Here is a 16,415-nt window from a genome sequence, read left to right as displayed (position 1 = left end):
GACAGCTGTGCTTTGTCGTTGCTTTCTTATATCCATTAGCGTCATCATTATCCATGAATGAGCTAATGGTGGCAAAACTGATTACATCTCGACTTTATAAAATTGTTTTCACTGTGTTGGTGTTAACATCTCAACTCCTGTTTTCTCAAACCAGGAAAAAAGACAGCCTGAAGGAAGAAACCATTAAGGTGATCAGCCTTTACAAAAAGAATTTTAAAGAAATTATTCCGGCGCAAGTTATCCAGGGCGATCAGCTTGAAAGACTGAACAGTTATTCCGTTGCAGATGCCATACGATACTTTTCCGGAGTTCAGATCAAAGATTATGGCGGGATAGGAGGTTTAAAAACCATTAATATCCGAAGTCTGGGAAGCCAGCATGTAGGGGTTTTCTATGATGGTATTCAATTAGGAAATGCTCAGAACGGCCTGGTAGATCTTGGAAGATATTCTCTGGATGATCTGGAAGAAATATCTTTATATAACGGGCAGAAAAGCGAGATTTTTCAGCCTGCAAAGGATTTCGGTTCCTCGGGATCTATTTATCTGCAGCCCAGAATTCCCGTATTTAAAGGAACAAAGAAGACCAATCTTGTGATAAGAGCAAAAAGTGCTTCTATTGACCTTTTCAATCCGTCATTCCGGCTGGAGCAGAAAATCTCAGACAGGATCTCGGCAAGTGCCAGTGCAGAATTTCTGCAAAGTGACGGGATTTATAGATTTCGCTATGCCAAAAAATATCCGGATGGCCAGCAGGCTTATGATACCATAGCAAAAAGACAGGACTCAGACATCAGGGCAAAACGTTTCGAAACATCTGTAAACGGGACTTTAAATGACGGAAGCTGGACGATAAGAGGGTATGGCTATATTTCAGACCGGGGAATGCCTGCTCCTATTGTTAATGGTCGTTTTGGAGGCCGGGGAGCAAGACTTTCAGACGAAAATTATTTCGTACAGGCCAATTTGAAAAAGAAGCTGTTCCCCAGATTTGAGACACAGTTGAAAGCAAAATTTGCCTACGATTATACCCGCTTTATGGATACGGTTCGTTCGCAGTCAGTGATGCACACGGATAATACCTACATTCAAAGAGAAGTATATCTTTCTTCCTCCAACATCTATTCTATCACGCCCAATTGGGATGTCAGCTTAAGTGGAGACTTTCAGTATAATAATCTTAATGCTAATCTGGATAATTTCTCTTATCCTACCCGTTATACAACACTAGTGGCATTGGCAACAACCTATCAGTGGAACAGGTTCAAAATTCTGGGAAGTCTTTTGGGAACATTCACTTTTGAAGAAGTAAGAAAAAACAAAAGACCTGGAGACAGCAGAGAATGGACCCCGGCAGTTTTTATGAGCTATCAGCCTGAAACTATTCCGGAACTTACCCTCAGAGCCTTTTATAAAAGAATTTTCCGTCTGCCTACCTTTAATGATCTGTATTACACCAATATCGGAAATACCTATCTGAAGCCGGAATTTACCAATCAGTATGATGTAGGATTTACCTATCAGAAAAATTATGACAACCGTTTCTTTAAAAACTTTTATATAAAAGTAGATGGTTATTACAACAAAGTACAGGATAAAATCATAGCAGCACCTAACGGAAGCATGTTCCGATGGCTGATGATGAATCTTGGATTGGTTGAGATCATAGGCGCGGATGTGAATATCCGGACTGATGTACAGCTGGGACAGGTAAGACTAAGGCCATTGATTTCTTATACCTACCAAAGCGCAAGAGATGTGAGTGATCCGGAAGATACCTTCTATAAGAATCAGATTCCTTACACACCATGGCATAGCGGATCATTTAGCCTGATGGCAGATTATAAGGACTGGAGTTTCAATTACAGCGCGATGTACGTAGGAAAGCGGTATGATGTGAACCAGGACAATATTCAGTACAATTATGTACAACCCTGGTATACCCATGATCTGGCTGTTCAGAAAAAATTTAACTGGGCTAGTCATCAATTTAAAGTAAGCCTTGAAATGAATAATATTTTCAACCAGTATTATGATGTGGTGATCAACTATCCGATGCCGGGAAGAAACTTTAAACTTATTCTAAACTTCACCTTATGAGAAAACTAAACTTTTATCTTTTATTTTTTGTATTAGCTTTTCTTGCTTCGTGCCGTACGGATGATATTATTGTCCGTCAGGAAGTGGTAGAAGGGCTTCCCTCAGAAAATACAGCAATAAAAGGCTTTTATATGCTGAATGAAGGGAATATGGGAAGTAATAAATGTACCCTGGATTTTTTTGATTATACCAAAGGAACCTATTACCGGAATATCTATGCCGAGATCAACCCGAATGTAGTGAAAGAGCTGGGTGATGTAGGAAATGATATTAAAATCTATGGCAGCAAACTGTATATTGTTGTAAATGTTTCCAATAAAATTGAGGTTCTTGATGCAAAGACCGCGAAACGTATTACTTCTATTCCGTTGCAGAACTGCAGATATTTAACCTTCAAAGAGGGAAAAGGGTATGCAAGCAGTTATGCCGGACCGGTAGATATTAACCCGAAAGCACCTAAAGGAAAAGTAGTGGAAATTGATACGGTTTCTCTTTCCATTCAACGTGAGGTTACCGTAGGTTATCAGCCCGAGGAAATGGAAATTGTAGGAAACAGATTATTCGTTGCCAATTCCGGAGGGTATCGTGCCCCCAATTACGACAATACCGTTTCTGTAATAGATCTGAACAGTTTTACAGAGATCAGAAAGCTGGATGTGGCCATCAATCTTCACCATATTAAGAAAGATAATTATGGAGATCTGTATGTAAGTTCAAGAGGAGATTATTATGACACTCCTTCCAGCCTGTACCTTCTGGATCCTGTAACCGGAGCCGTGAAAAAAGATTTCCATATCGGAGTGAGTGAAATGACCATTGTGAATGATAAACTCTATTTCTATGGAAACGAATTCAATTACAATACCCACAGCTATAAAAAGACATTCGGGATCATAGATGTAAAAACAGAAGAAATCATTGCCAACCGAATTTTTGATCCCCAATACGAAGCGGCCATTAAAACCCCATACGGAATCGCTGTGAACCCTATTACAGAAGACATCTACATTACAGATGCCAGGAATTATGTAGCGATGGGATTTGTGTATTGTTTTGACAAAAACGGACATTTTAAATGGAAGACAGAAGGCGGAAATATCCCTGCTCACTTTGCCTTTCTATACAAATAACCAAACACTTTAAGAAATGAACAGAAATACCTTTACTTATTTAAAAATCGGATTTTTATCATGTCTTCTTACCGGTGTGATAGCCTGTAAACATAATGATGAAGATGAATTTACATTTAATGGTCTGGATGATTCTTATTCCGTTGAACGTTTCAGAGTCCTGACGATTCCTACCAATGCTCAGGGGGCAGTAACATGGAGCATTAACGACTCCATTATCTCTCAAAATTCAGAACTTGAATTTATCAGTCCTAAAGCAGATGCCTATCCGTTGACTTTAAAAATCAGCAATAAAGGAAACGAACAGGTTTATCACTCTAAAATTATCGTTACCAAAGAAAAAACACCTTACACTAAATATATTGCCAAAGTGTTGGAGTTCCGTCCTGCCGTAGGACAGTTCATGAATGAAATTCCGGAATATTTACCTGGAAATACAGCCGCAAATATGCTTCAGAAAGCCAACGAATCGCTGGTGGGAGGCAATTCTACGATGATCAGCCTGGGCGGATATGGCGGATATGTTGTTTTTGGCTTTGATCACACCATTCCGAATCTGAAAGGAAGAGACTTTAAAGTTCTGGGAAATGCATTCTTTGGAAACAGCGCCAGTGATCAGCGTTCAGGTTCCTGTGAGCCGGGAATTATTATGGTGGCCTATGACAGAAACAAAAACGGAAAACCTGATAATGACGAGTGGTACGAAATTGCCGGCAGTGAATATTTCAAAAATACAACAGTAAAAGATTACAGCATCACGTACTTTAAGCCAGATGAAAATAAAACTCCTGTGGCTGGAAGCGAGTTCTGGCAGACAGATGTAGAATATATCAAATGGAAAGACAATCTCGGAAACCAGGGCTTTAAAACCAGAAATACCTTTCATGCACAAAGCTATTATCCTTTGTGGTTTACAGATGCTTCTTACGGTTTTTCCGGAACCAGACTGGCCAATAACTTTTATGATCAGAGTGGAGACGGATCCTATTGGGTAGGAAAATCATATGACTTCGGGTATGCGGATAATGCCCCCAATAATGATGAGGCTTCCAATATTGATATTTCCTGGGCGGTAGACAGAAACGGAAAATATGTAAAACTGCCGGGGGTAGATTTTATGAAAATATATACGGGAGTCAATCAGGAAGCTGGCTGGCTGGGCGAAGTTTCTACAGAAGTTGCAGGCGCTTACGACTTACATTTCAAATAACAATTCAATCTATTTAAAATAATAAAAAATGAAAAAGTTTTATCTTTTTATGATGCTTTTTCTGTTTGCATGCGTATCGAATGCACAGATAAAAGTTCAGGGCGTACCCCGAAATGATATTTCAGGGGTCGGAAAGCTTAATCCCACTATGATCAGCTTTGCTGATATTCAGTATTGGGTAGGTTCCGGAGCGAATCAGGCTGCCTTTGTAGTACAATGGAATGACAGTAAGAATCCTGATGCTTTGGTTTGGGGATTCAAATGGGACGGGAATGCTACAGGAGAAGACATGCTGAAAGCTATTGCCAAGGCAGACCACAGACTATATACACTGCTTTATCAGGGCACTCAATTCGGGTCAGCAGTGGGAGGAATTGGTTTTGATCTGAATGGGCAGAATACCAATGCATTGATCAAAAGCGGAAATACCACTTATCCGTTATATCCCGTTAATGGATTCGTTAATACAACGGCTTATGACTTTGACAACTATACTATTGTAGATGCAGCCAATGATCACTGGCAATCCGGATGGACGGTGAATGGATATTGGTCTTACTGGGTAAAAAATCCTACAGATACAGATTTTGGATATTCTAATGTGGGAGCTTCTTCCCGTGCACTGGAAAATGGCTCGTGGGATGTCTGGAACTTTAATGTAGGTTTCAATGAGGCGCCTATTTCTTCTACTCTTACGCCGGTTTCACCTTATGTATCTTCTACAGATTTCACCAACGGATATTTTATAGTGAATGAAGAATGGTATGGCCATACCAATGGTTCTGTAAACTTTGTTGACAATAATGGTCAGATTAATTACCGTGTGTACAGTAATGCAAACAATAACCAGGCTTTCGGAGCGACTACACAGTATGGAACTATTTATGGGGATAAATTCTATTTCGTTTCAAAACAGGCTGCTGATGGAGGAGATACCCAATACACACCTGGTGGAAGACTGGTGATTGCCAATGCGCAGACCATGCAGAAAATTGCAGGCTTTAATAACATTGGTGGGGGAGACGGAAGGTCGTTTGTAGGAGTGAATGAGCATAAAGGCTACATCGGTACTTCTACCGGAATTGTTCTTTTCAATATTGATAATTTACAGGTTGGAACTTTGATTGCCGGAACCGGAGGTAACGGACAAATCGGAAATATGATCCGTACTTCACAGTATGTATTTGCCGTGAAGCAAGGAGCAGGAATTTTGGTCATCGATCCTAATACAGATACTTTAGTAAGTACGATTTTCGGAGGTTTCTATTCTGTTGTTCAGGCCAAAGACGGAAGTGTTTGGGGGATTCAGGATCAAAAACTGATTAACATCAACCCTACAACCTTTGCAACACAGGTTTATAATATTCCTACCACCAAATATATTGGCGACTGGGGAGCCTGGAATGCAGGAAAATTTACGGCAAGTAACAAAGAAAATGCTTTATACTGGATCAACTCCATCAGCAGCTGGAGCTCAGGAACACAGATTGTGAGATTTGATGTGACAGCTAAAACATTTAACGAAAACTTTGCTGCCATTCCGGGACAGACAGGACAGTTTAAACAGATTCCTTACGGTGCGGCTCTTCGTGTAAATCCTATTACTGGTGAACTTGTTCTGAACACAACGGAAAGCGGATACGGAGCACATTATCAGAAAAACTGGATTCATACCTACGATATGACGGGAACACTTATCAATACCAAAATATTGAATGACTACTATTGGTTCCCTTCACTGACGGTATTTACCAATAATTCTGTTCCTACTGTAAGCAATACTTTGCCTTCACAGGTTACTGCATCAGGCACTACGACCATTGATTTAAATTCAATCGTTTCTGATGCCGACAATATGGCGGTATCTATTGTAAAATCTATAAAATCAAACAGCAACCCTGCTATTGTTTCTGCAACAATTAATAGTAATGATGAGCTGGTTATTACTCCAATTGCTTCCGGAACAGCTGATATTGTAATTGGCTTCAATTCAAACGGAAAGCTGGTAGAAAAAACGGTTACAGTAAACAGTTCTGCATCTACTTTAGCAACTGCTGAAGTGAAGAAACTTGAATTCGGTATCTATCCGAATCCTGTTACTGATATGCTGACCCTTAAAACACAGGAGAAGATCCAGAATGTTTCTATTTATGATGCTTCAGGAAAAGCAATTAATGTAACGTTGAATAACGGACAGATCAATGTAAGCATGCTTCCGAATGGGATTTATATTCTGAAAGCGGTTACCGATAAAGCTGTATATCAGCAAAAACTGATTAAAAAATAATTTTCAGCACCACTTATTTTGTTTCATTCTGCCCGGGCCAATACATTGGCCCGGGCTTTTTCTTGCCAGGCTGAATGTATTGTATCGGTCACAGACAGGGAAAATTGAAACCTATGGTTTTTATTCCTCAAAAGTCTTTAGAGGTAAGCATTGTATGACTAACTTCTTTTCCTAAAATACCAAGAATAGATAGATCAGAGGTCCGGTGAACATTCCGGCTAATCTCTGAATATTGGCAAAAAAAACCGGCAGACCTTGAAGGTCTGCCGGTTTCGGTCTCTCAATTTATTTAATAATAATTTTTCGGGAGTAGGTTTTACCTTCTTTCGTCTGAAGGTTCATAATGTAAACACCGTTTGGCTGCTTCGTTTCAAATGTATTTGAATTTAATTTGGAACGGAATACCTCTTTTCCTGAAGTATTGGTTAAAGTAACCTCAGCACCTTCAACAGGGAGGTTTTTGTCAAGAGTGATCTGGCCACCATCATTGTGTGCCATAAAGCTGATGAACGGATCTCTGTATTGATAACCATAATAAACACGAAGTTCACCACCCAGGCTAAGTAATCCTGCGTTGGCATTGATCTTAATACGGTCAAATGGAATATTCATAGTCAATTCAATCTCACCTTTGCTTGGATCTCCGGCACCAAGCTTCAGAATCTCACTGCTAAGTTTAGTATAATCATTGTTGGATACATCTCCATTGAATGTTTCAATAGATACACCTCCCAAAACCTGAGCCGTTAGTGGAGTACCGTTTGAACCGATTCCAATTACTAGCTTATTGGTGTTATTGTTGATATTAGAGGTAGGGAAAATCAACGTTTGTTCTGTTCTGGCAAGCAATCCTATTGATACCTGTAGTGTAGAATAGTCACTTTCGTTACTTCCTATGGCATTTAGAGGATTCAATACACCACAACCGATGCATACCCCGTATACCTGGCTGATCTGATTGTTTGCGTAAATTTTGGTAATCTGTGCAGAAGACATTGCACTCATCAGGAACAAAAATGATGCTGACAAAGCTGCTTTTATTGCACGCTGTCTCAAGAATAAATTGGTTTTCATATGTTTAAATTTTAAGATTTAGCTTTTTGTAAATTTACACATAAATTGATTATGTTATTTATTTTATTTCAATTTTTGGTGAAATTTAAATATTTGTATTATATAAAATTAAATTATTAATATTTAATTAATTTTTTTTATGCAGCTGTAGGTTTTCGTCGTAAGCGAAAAAAAACGGCAGACTTTTAAATCTGCCGATTGAGGGGTTTTATTTATTTAACAATAACTTTACTTGTGTAAATTTTGTTTTCTTTTGTCTGAAGCTTTAAGATGTACATTCCTTCAGGCAGTTTTGCTTCAAAAGTATTAGCATTGATCCTGGAACGGAAAACTTCTTTTCCGGAAGTATTGGTTAAAGTAGCTTCCATATTTTCTGTAAGAATGTTTTTATCAAAAGTAAACACTCCGTCTTTGTTGTACGCTAATATATTGTTTGTCGCACTTTGAGAATTCTTATATTGATAAGCATAATAAACTCTAAGTTCATTAACAGGATGATAGCCAGGAAGAAGTAAGTCTAGTACTGGTGTGTTTGATCTGCCTTTATTTATCTTGATGTGGTCACAAGGGTTTATACTTGTGCACTGTATCTCAATCTCACCTCTGGTTGGGTCAGGACCTCCAAGTTTTAATGTACTGTTAGGGGGAAAGACGTATGCTATTTCATTACCAAAAATTCCATAATAAGACGAAGGCGCTCCTGTTAGTAGGTGTAGGTCTTTAATGGTATTCGCAGACAAAGGTGTTCCGTTGTTTGTACCAATACCGATGACAATCCTATTGGTATTGTTGTCAACATTTACGTGACGGAAAATTAAAACTTGATTAACTTTTGCCTGTTTAAAATCATTGTCATAATCAATTTTTAGAATAGAGTAATCATTCAGATTATTTCCTACAGCATTAAATGGGTTGATCACTTCTGCGTTGTCGGGTATTACCTCTCCTCCGGGGAGGGGAAGTGAAAGATCAGATGTTATATAGTTATTTTGATCAATTGCATAATGTTTGGTAATGGTTTGTGCAGAAAGTGTTGTGCTCATCATAGGTAGAAGTAAAGCAAATAAGGTTGCTTTTATTCTTAGTAATAAATAGGTTTTCATAGGTTTGGATTTTGTGGTTTGTGTATAGATTTATTATATTGTTTATTACATAGATTTTTTATGATTATATTGTTTGTGCTTAATTTCTTATTACAAATAATTAGAAAAAAATCGGCAGCCTTATAAAGACTGCCGATTTCGTTAATTATTTATTTAATCATGATTTTTTTAGAATACGTTTTTCCTTCTTTCGTTTGAATCGTCATGAAGTAAACGCCCTCCGGCTGTTGGGAGTTAAATGTTTTTGATCCCAGTTTAGTACGGTATACCTCTTTTCCTGAAGTATTGGTAAGTGCTACTTCAGCTCCCTCCAGTGGAATATTGGCATCAAGGGTAATTTGTCCGGCCTGGCTGTTGGCCATGATATTAACTAATGGGTCCTGGTAGGCATAATAAATTCTGAATCCACCTCCAAGGCTCAGTACTCCGCCTGTCAATCCGATTCTGATTCCGTCATAAGGTTTTGAAGGTTTGAATTCAACAGTACCCCTGTTAGGAGTTGCTCCCAGCTTAAGAAGGCTTACATCAATCGTTCTGCGGTCATCGTTGGAAGTTCCTCCATTCATTGTTTCAAGAGTTACCCCGCTTAGCAATTGTACAGATAGAGGAATGTCATCAGTTCCGATCCCTACTACCAACCTTGTGTCCGGTCTTAGTTCAGGAAAGATTAATGTTTGCTGGATTCCGCCCAATAATGCTGTTCCCAGGATCATTGTAGAATAATCATTCTCGTTGTTTCCTACAGCATTTAAAGCATTTTCTATACGGCAGCCTAAACATGCTACTCCAAATACACCTGAGCTTTGTGCGTGAGCATACACTCTGTTCTGTCCAAATGATAATGTGCTGGCAGAGACCAAAAATAAAGCAATAAGCGCAGCTTTAAATGAGCGCTGATTTCCCAAAAGTAAATTAAATTTCATGTTATCTAGATTTGTATGAATTGATTTAGTCAAATTTAATGATTAAAAGGAAAAGTAGAAAATAATATTTCTATTTTTGGTGATTTTTTTGGTTTGTATATTATTTATGCATTATTTAGTGTATTATGGCGTTGTATTTTATATAATATTACTTAATTGATGTATATAATTATCAATAAGTCTTATCTATCAAGTAATACGATACATTGCTGGTCTTTCCTAAGCCTTGGTAAAAGAGGGCAGTCTTAAAAATTGTGGATAATAACCGGATATAGAATTGGCTATTGGAGATCCTATAGATTCAAAGGATTATTTATTTTGCAATATTATATTTTAGCAATGCAAGAATATAACAGCTTCTGTACGTGAGCTTCATAAGAATCAATGCATTGATTCCCCTCTTTGCTCCCTCAAAATAGAGCGGCACCAAAATAAAGACTTAGCGTTTAAAAAAAACATTGATTTATTTCAAACTACCACACAAAGCTTTTTGAGCAAGCTAAGAAATGTACCTATATCTGATGAAGAAGTACACGGTCTGACTTTTACAAGCAAAAATAAAGCATATTTATGTTGAAGTTCCATCTGGGAACTATGCTTCAGATCTGTAAAGAACAAAACACCGATTGCTTAAACTCTTTGGTTAGCCGAAAGGCTAGGGGAGTTGAAAGTAAGAATACATCTGGTTTTATCTTTTAATCATACGACACATAGACGTGATTCAAGATTAAGTGGCTTCTTAATTTGTGGAATAAACCTGATTGTTTTTTAACAGTTAAAGGTATAATAAAGAGGAATCAAATTGAATTTATATCGAAAATATAATGAATATTGCCTGTAGGTATTCCCCATTTTTTGGACCTGGCTTCCTTTTTTCTGTTATTTGGGTGTAGATATAAACGAAAAAAGGACTTTCGAAAAAGTCCTTTTGGTAGCCCGTAGGGGAATCGAACCCCTCTTACCAGAATGAAAATCTGAGGTCCTAACCGATAGACGAACGGGCCCTCTATCTTCCATTACCGAAGTAATGTGTTAGTTTTGTTTTTATAAGTATCAACTCTTATTGTAGCCCGTAGGGGAATCGAACCCCTCTTACCAGAATGAAAATCTGAGGTCCTAACCGATAGACGAACGGGCCGGTTAGATGTGTTTTAAAAGAATAGCTTTCCTACTTTCTCTTTAAAAAACCACTGATTTTGCACAGTGGCTTTTCAAGATTGAAGTAGCCCGTAGGGGAATCGAACCCCTCTTACCAGAATGAAAATCTGAGGTCCTAACCGATAGACGAACGGGCCAGCTATGCTTTTACGCTAATTTATTAACGTGTTTTGTCAATTTGCTTTTCAAGTTAGCCGCTTTGTTTTTGTGGATAATGTTTTTCTTAGCTAATTTATCCAATAAAGCGATAACTTTTGGCAGTTGTTCTGTAGCAGCAGCTTTGTTCTCTTCATTTCTTAGAGCTTTCAATGCTGTTCTAGCAGTCTTGTGATAATATCTGTTACGAAGTCTTCTAGTTTCGTTTTGTCTGATTCTCTTCAGTGCTGATTTATGATTTGCCATATCGTTCAAATGTGAGTGCAAAACTATAAACTTTTTTTTAAACTACCAAATTTATTTTCAAAAATTTTAATTTTCTTCTGAAAGGTACTTTCTAAGTTTATTTATTGCTTGTTCTATTTTTAAATTTTCTTGTTCCTTTTCTAATTTTTTGATCGTATTTCCTAGCATGATCAGTGCGTTGTTCCATTCTCCAGTGATGTTGGTGAAAGTGAGTCCGTCAATTGTTACTTCAAAAGCAACCCTTTCTCCAGTCCTGTAAAGTCTGAAACTGATTTTATCATCTTTGCCTGCAATCCCGTCTTCATTGATTTGTAAATCATAACTTTTTGGGTTAGAGTGGATTTTCTTAAAAAGCAATTTAGCTTCTTGTATTTTTAAATCCGGCATGATATAAAATTTGATAGCCTGTAATTTCTTACAGCCTGTGGGTTATCAATAATATTTTTCATCAGTGTACCATATTTGGATGACCAATTATGGTTAAAAATTTTTGCAAATATAATGCTTTTGTAATATATAACACCTATGAAATAGTTTTTTACAGCAAAAGATGGAGATATTTTTGGAGTGATTACGCTAATGTTTTTATTTCCAGTATTCTATAAAGACGTTTATTGTTTTTATAGTACCCATCCAAAAACCTTTTATTTGTTTTTTAGAAGGCAAAAGAAGGTAATTCGGATGGAGAGTTAAGAAATGCATATTTGTTGCTGAAGAAGCTTTTATACCTATGCATCTGTTTGAAAAGCAATGAAATTGATTTTACTCTTTGTTTCCTTATCATATTCATACTAAAAAGCTTTAGGTGAAAAAAATTAAGAAGGGCTTGTCCATATTGTATTTCAACAATGCTCTCTCCATTTTTATATCTGATATGCTCTTTTTTGAAATTTAAAGGACAGAAGGAAATGGCAATAAAAAAACCTTTAACCAGAAAGTTAAAGGTTTTTAATAAGTAGCCTATAGGGGAATCGAACCCCTGTTGCAAGAATGAAAATCTTGAGTCCTGACCACTAGACGAATAGGCCAAATTTTGAGGTTGCAAAAGTAAAAATTAACTTTTAAACTTCAAAATTATTTTTTTAAATTATTTATAAATTTTCTGTATTACCGTGTTTTTGATTCCTTTAGCTTCAAGGTCTTTCTGGAGTTTTACAGCATCTTCCAGGGTATATTCTTTTCCATAGGTGTAATAGAAAACACCATTGTCTTTTTGTCTTTCCACATCTTTCAGGTTCTGAACAATGTAAGAATTACCGTTCAGCTTGTCTCCTGCATACACTTCTATGGTATAATACCCCATACTGATTCTCTGATTCGGCATGAAACCTACCGCAAAAGCATTTCGGAATCCGGCATCCTTGGCTGTTTTAAGGTTGATGTCTTTTACAGAAGCCATATTCGTTACAGCATAATAATATTTATACTGACCGTTTTCTTTGATGGTAAGAATATAATTTAATCCTTTAAGAGCAGGGTCGTTTTCGTTGTACTTCGTAGGAGAACTCATCAGTAATATTCTGAAATCATTTTTCAGAGGAGTTTCTGCCGGTTTCTCAGGTTCCTGCTTTTTAATGGCCATAGGTCCGCCGGTTTTTCTGTCAATTGCTTTCTTGTAATCAATAATCGCATTATAGATACTTTCTGCAATTTCGCTCTGGCCTTTTTCCGAAGCGATATAATGACTTTCTTCCGGATGGTTGATGAATCCGGTTTCTATCAGTACAGAAGGCATCGCATTCATACGGAGAACGTGAAGGTTTTTCTGAAAAACACCTCTGGAAGACCTTTTGTCTTTATTGACGAAATTGTCCTCTACCAATCCTCCCAAAAGAAGACTGGATTCCAGGTACTTGCTCTGCTGAAGTTTCAGGGCAATAAGAGATTCCGGAGACTCCGGGTTGTATGACCCGAAGGTCTGTTTATCTTTTTCATCCAGAAAGATCACGTCATTTTCTCTTTTGGCTACTTCCAGGTTTTCATTATTCTGGTTGGGTCCCTGTACGTAAGTTTCCGTACCGTAAGCTGTAGGTCTTGCAGAAGAATTACAGTGAATGGATACGAAAAGATCCGCTTTACTTCTGTTGGCCAGGTTGGTTCTATCAGAAAGGGAAGGGTATTCATCGATTTTTCGGGTGTAAATTACCTTAAAATCTCTGTTTTTTTCAAGCATCGCTCCTACCTTTAAGGTAATGGCCAGCGTAATATCTTTTTCTGCAATTCTTCCAATGTCTGAATAAGTCCTGTTGGCTCCATGATCACTACCTCCGTGTCCTGCATCTAAAACAATGGTAAATTTCTTCTGAGAGAAAATAAAGTTGCTGATAAGGATAAGGAGAAATGATAAAATTATTTTAAAATTTTGTTTGTGCATCTTACAGTTATAAAAATTATATTAATTTTGGGCCTTAATTATATAGAATAAAATTGGCCAAAACCGTCCTCAAAAATATATTACAAATTTTAATTATCCTAATTTTTAACAATTTTTTAGCACAGAAAACTCCTGAAAAATTGCCTAAAAATGCGGTTAAAGATACTATTTCCAAAAAGGATACCATTGTTGCAAAAAAAGAAGCATTGGATGATGTTCTTCGCACAAAAGCTGATGATCAGCGAAGAGATGTGCCTAAAAGAATGACATTTCTGAACAAAAATGCGCAGGTAAAATATCAGGATATGCAGATTGATGCAGATTATATCTCCATTGATGATAACAAAAACCTGATCTATGCCAGAGGAAAACAGGATTCTTTAGGGAAAATCATTGAACCTGTAATTACCACCCAGGCAGGGAAAAAATACGAGACCAACGAATTCAGTTATAATACAAAGACCAAGCAGGCCATTGCCTTCAATGCCAGAACAGAAGAAAGTGAAGGGGTGATTATTGCCCAGAAAACTAAAAAATATAATGATTCTGTTTTTGCTATGGTAAAAGCAGATTATACAACGGATGATTATTTCATCAAGAAAAAAGATACGGCTGCGGATTACTTTATGAGGGCTTACAATATTAAGCTTATAAAGACCAAGAACAAATCCCAGATCGTTACCGGACCTATTCAGATGTTTATAGAACAGGTGCCAACACCTTTGTATATGCCGTTTGCCATCTTACCGTTTTCAGATAAAAGAGCTGCCGGTATTCTGATCCCTAGTTTTGGGGAAAGGGAAGATGTTGGTTTCTTCCTCAACGGAATAGGGTATTACCAGCCGATAGGGGAGCACTTCGACCTTAAAGTACTGGCCGATATTTATACCAAAGGGAGCTGGAATATCCGTCCACAGATGAACTATCAGAAAAAATACCGCTACTCGGGAACTTTCAATGCGGATATTGGAACAATGGTAAGAGGGATTAAAGGACTGGACGACTATAGCAGAAATAGTACTTATAGAATTAACTGGACGCATTCGCAGGATGCCAAAGCTAATCCATTCCTTACTTTCAGTGCTTCGGTAGATATTGTAAGTACCAAGTTTTATAACAATCCGCTGAACAACAACTATATTTTCAACCAGAATGTACTGAATACCCAGCAGAACTCAACGGTAACCCTTACCAAAAGATTCCTGACATTGCCCATAACCATTACAGGAACGGCTTCTTATTCTCAGAACTTCGCAACAGGTTTGGCAGACCTTCGTCTTCCACAGATGAACGTAGCCGTGAACCAGTTTTATCTGTTCAAATCAAAAACCGGTGTAAGATCCGGACTTCTTGAAAATATTACAGTCAACACAGGTTTCAACCTGACGAACTTTGTGAACACTCAGGAAAATGAGCTGTTTAAAAAAGAAATGTGGGATAAAATGCAGACCGGGCTTAAAAACAATATCGCCCTGGCAACAAATACCACGCTGGCAAAATATTTCACCTTCAGTTTAAGTGCGAATATCGACAATGCGTTGACCACAAAAACTCTTAACAGGTATTATGATCCTGTAAAAGCGGTTACGGTAGATGATGTCAATAAAAAATTTGCAGGCTATTCTACGTTCTCTGCGACAGCAAGTATTCAGACCATTCTTTACGGACAGATGCAGTTTAAGAAAGGATCGGTAATAGAAGCCGTAAGACACATGGTAACGCCAAGTATAGGATTTACGTATTCTCCGGATTTCTCAAGTCCAGGTTTCGGATATTATAAAAACTATTACAATGCCAATGGAGCCCTTACCCCTTATTCCATTTTTGAAAAAGGAATTATTGGAAGTCCGCAAAGCGGAATGGTAGGTGCTTTAGGTTTCAATATCGGAAACAATGTTGAAATGAAGGTGAAGTCTAAGAGCGACTCTACAGGAGTGAAGAAGATTAAAATCTTTGAATCTTTAGGTGTTTCCGGAAACTATAACTTTGCCGCTAAAGACCACCCTTGGTCTGTGATTACCATCAACGGGCAGTCTTCATTCTTTAATAGCAAACTTACTGTTAATACGAGTCTTGCTCTCGATCCTTATAAAATTGAATTCCTGCCAGGCCAGGATACCGGAATCAGAACAGAAAAATTCGGAGCTTTCAGTGTACAGGGATTCAATGTACAGATGTCTTATCCTCTGAGTAGCGAGATTTTTGGACCGAAAACGGAATATGCTAAGAAGTATTCTAAAAAAGGAGAGGTGCGAAATGAGAATTATTATTTTGATGATGATAATTATGCCCATTTCGATCAGTCATGGACTTTGAATGTAAATGCCAACTATGCTTATTCAAAAGGGCTAAGCAGAACGGCTAACAAGATTGCATCAATAGGTCTTGACGGGAGCATCAAGCTTACCCCATTCTGGAACATCAACGGAAGTACCCACTATGACCTGGTGACAAAACAGCTGGCGTATACAAGAATCGGTTTTGCAAGAGATCAACGAAGTTTTACCATCAACTTCAACTGGGTTCCTTTCGGACAATATAAAGTGTATGATTTCTTTATCGGGATCAAAGCCAATATCTTAAGTGATGCATTGAAGTATAAAGACAGAAGTTTTACTCAGCCTAATGCACCTTTCTAATATCAGATTGGCATTT

The 16,415-nt window shown here is 37.7% G+C and carries 11 protein-coding genes and 4 tRNA genes; 5 read left to right on the top strand and 10 right to left on the bottom strand.

The window, feature by feature from the left end; genetic code table 11:
* Positions 1 to 113 precede the first annotated feature (113 nt).
* Genes AC106K_RS15480 through AC106K_RS15465 form a run of 4 tightly spaced genes read left to right on the top strand, consistent with a single transcriptional unit; the run spans position 114 to position 6,726 of the window.
* A complete protein-coding gene (locus AC106K_RS15480; protein ID WP_482446381.1) occupies positions 114 to 2,099 on the top strand; it encodes a TonB-dependent receptor plug domain-containing protein in 1,986 nt (661 codons plus the stop codon).
* The gene (locus AC106K_RS15475) at positions 2,096 to 3,229 is read left to right on the top strand and encodes a YncE family protein (RefSeq protein WP_482446380.1); all 1,134 of its coding nucleotides are present in this window, start codon (positions 2,096 to 2,098) and stop codon (positions 3,227 to 3,229) included. Before AC106K_RS15480 ends, AC106K_RS15475 begins: the two co-directional genes overlap by 4 nt.
* 16 nt (positions 3,230 to 3,245) lie before the next feature.
* The gene (locus tag AC106K_RS15470) at positions 3,246 to 4,439 is read left to right on the top strand and encodes a cell surface protein (protein ID WP_482446379.1); all 1,194 of its coding nucleotides are present in this window, start codon (positions 3,246 to 3,248) and stop codon (positions 4,437 to 4,439) included.
* Between the two features lie 28 nt (positions 4,440 to 4,467).
* Positions 4,468 to 6,726 (top strand): DUF5074 domain-containing protein, encoded by a 2,259-nt coding sequence (locus AC106K_RS15465; protein WP_482446378.1) that lies wholly within the window; start codon positions 4,468 to 4,470, stop codon positions 6,724 to 6,726.
* Positions 6,727 to 7,011: 285 nt separating this feature from the next.
* Here AC106K_RS15465 and AC106K_RS15460 read toward each other — a convergent pair whose 3' ends face one another.
* The 10 genes from AC106K_RS15460 to AC106K_RS15415 form a co-directional block, all read right to left on the bottom strand.
* Positions 7,012 to 7,800, bottom strand: coding sequence for a T9SS type A sorting domain-containing protein (locus AC106K_RS15460; RefSeq protein WP_482446377.1), 789 nt, complete (start codon positions 7,798 to 7,800; stop codon positions 7,012 to 7,014).
* Between the two features lie 212 nt (positions 7,801 to 8,012).
* Complete coding sequence (locus AC106K_RS15455) at positions 8,013 to 8,903, bottom strand: T9SS type A sorting domain-containing protein (RefSeq protein WP_482446376.1); 891 nt, start codon at positions 8,901 to 8,903, stop codon at positions 8,013 to 8,015.
* Between the two features lie 149 nt (positions 8,904 to 9,052).
* Positions 9,053 to 9,826, bottom strand: coding sequence for a T9SS type A sorting domain-containing protein (locus AC106K_RS15450; RefSeq protein ID WP_047097552.1), 774 nt, complete (start codon positions 9,824 to 9,826; stop codon positions 9,053 to 9,055).
* A gap of 929 nt (positions 9,827 to 10,755) precedes the next feature.
* Positions 10,756 to 10,830: transfer RNA gene (locus tag AC106K_RS15445), tRNA-Glu, on the bottom strand.
* A 62-nt stretch (positions 10,831 to 10,892) separates the two neighbouring features.
* A tRNA-Glu gene (locus AC106K_RS15440) sits at positions 10,893 to 10,964 on the bottom strand.
* An 85-nt stretch (positions 10,965 to 11,049) separates the two neighbouring features.
* Positions 11,050 to 11,121 (bottom strand) — tRNA-Glu (locus AC106K_RS15435).
* A gap of 10 nt (positions 11,122 to 11,131) precedes the next feature.
* Entirely contained in the window at positions 11,132 to 11,386 is a 255-nt protein-coding gene (rpsT, locus tag AC106K_RS15430) for a 30S ribosomal protein S20 (RefSeq protein WP_002983073.1), read from the bottom strand.
* A 66-nt stretch (positions 11,387 to 11,452) separates the two neighbouring features.
* Entirely contained in the window at positions 11,453 to 11,773 is a 321-nt protein-coding gene (locus tag AC106K_RS15425; RefSeq protein ID WP_482446375.1) for a hypothetical protein, read from the bottom strand.
* A gap of 569 nt (positions 11,774 to 12,342) precedes the next feature.
* Positions 12,343 to 12,414, bottom strand: a tRNA-Glu gene (locus tag AC106K_RS15420).
* A gap of 59 nt (positions 12,415 to 12,473) precedes the next feature.
* Entirely contained in the window at positions 12,474 to 13,760 is a 1,287-nt protein-coding gene (locus AC106K_RS15415) for an N-acetylmuramoyl-L-alanine amidase family protein (protein ID WP_482446374.1), read from the bottom strand.
* A 53-nt stretch (positions 13,761 to 13,813) separates the two neighbouring features.
* On the opposite strand from AC106K_RS15415, the gene AC106K_RS15410 reads away from it, so the two are divergent.
* Positions 13,814 to 16,399 (top strand): putative LPS assembly protein LptD, encoded by a 2,586-nt coding sequence (locus tag AC106K_RS15410; RefSeq protein WP_185288793.1) that lies wholly within the window; start codon positions 13,814 to 13,816, stop codon positions 16,397 to 16,399.
* Positions 16,400 to 16,415: the final 16 nt, after the last annotated feature.

Source organism: Chryseobacterium sp. FR048 (genome assembly GCF_056844665.1).
The sequence above is the reverse complement of the archived record's forward strand: the minus strand, read 5'-3'. Positions and strand labels throughout refer to the sequence as shown.

Excerpts from the sequence above, each read along its gene's own strand:
- rpsT (WP_002983073.1), bottom strand. The coding sequence starts at position 11,386 with ATGGCAAATCATAAATCAGCACTGAAGAGAATCAGACAAAACGAAACT.
- AC106K_RS15455 (WP_482446376.1), bottom strand. The coding sequence starts at position 8,903 with ATGAAAACCTATTTATTACTAAGAATAAAAGCAACCTTATTTGCTTTA.
- AC106K_RS15425 (WP_482446375.1), bottom strand. The coding sequence starts at position 11,773 with ATGCCGGATTTAAAAATACAAGAAGCTAAATTGCTTTTTAAGAAAATC.
- AC106K_RS15415 (WP_482446374.1), bottom strand. The coding sequence starts at position 13,760 with ATGCACAAACAAAATTTTAAAATAATTTTATCATTTCTCCTTATCCTT.
- AC106K_RS15470 (WP_482446379.1), top strand. The coding sequence starts at position 3,246 with ATGAACAGAAATACCTTTACTTATTTAAAAATCGGATTTTTATCATGT.
- AC106K_RS15465 (WP_482446378.1), top strand. The coding sequence starts at position 4,468 with ATGAAAAAGTTTTATCTTTTTATGATGCTTTTTCTGTTTGCATGCGTA.
- AC106K_RS15475 (WP_482446380.1), top strand. The coding sequence starts at position 2,096 with ATGAGAAAACTAAACTTTTATCTTTTATTTTTTGTATTAGCTTTTCTT.
- AC106K_RS15460 (WP_482446377.1), bottom strand. The coding sequence starts at position 7,800 with ATGAAAACCAATTTATTCTTGAGACAGCGTGCAATAAAAGCAGCTTTG.
- AC106K_RS15450 (WP_047097552.1), bottom strand. The coding sequence starts at position 9,826 with ATGAAATTTAATTTACTTTTGGGAAATCAGCGCTCATTTAAAGCTGCG.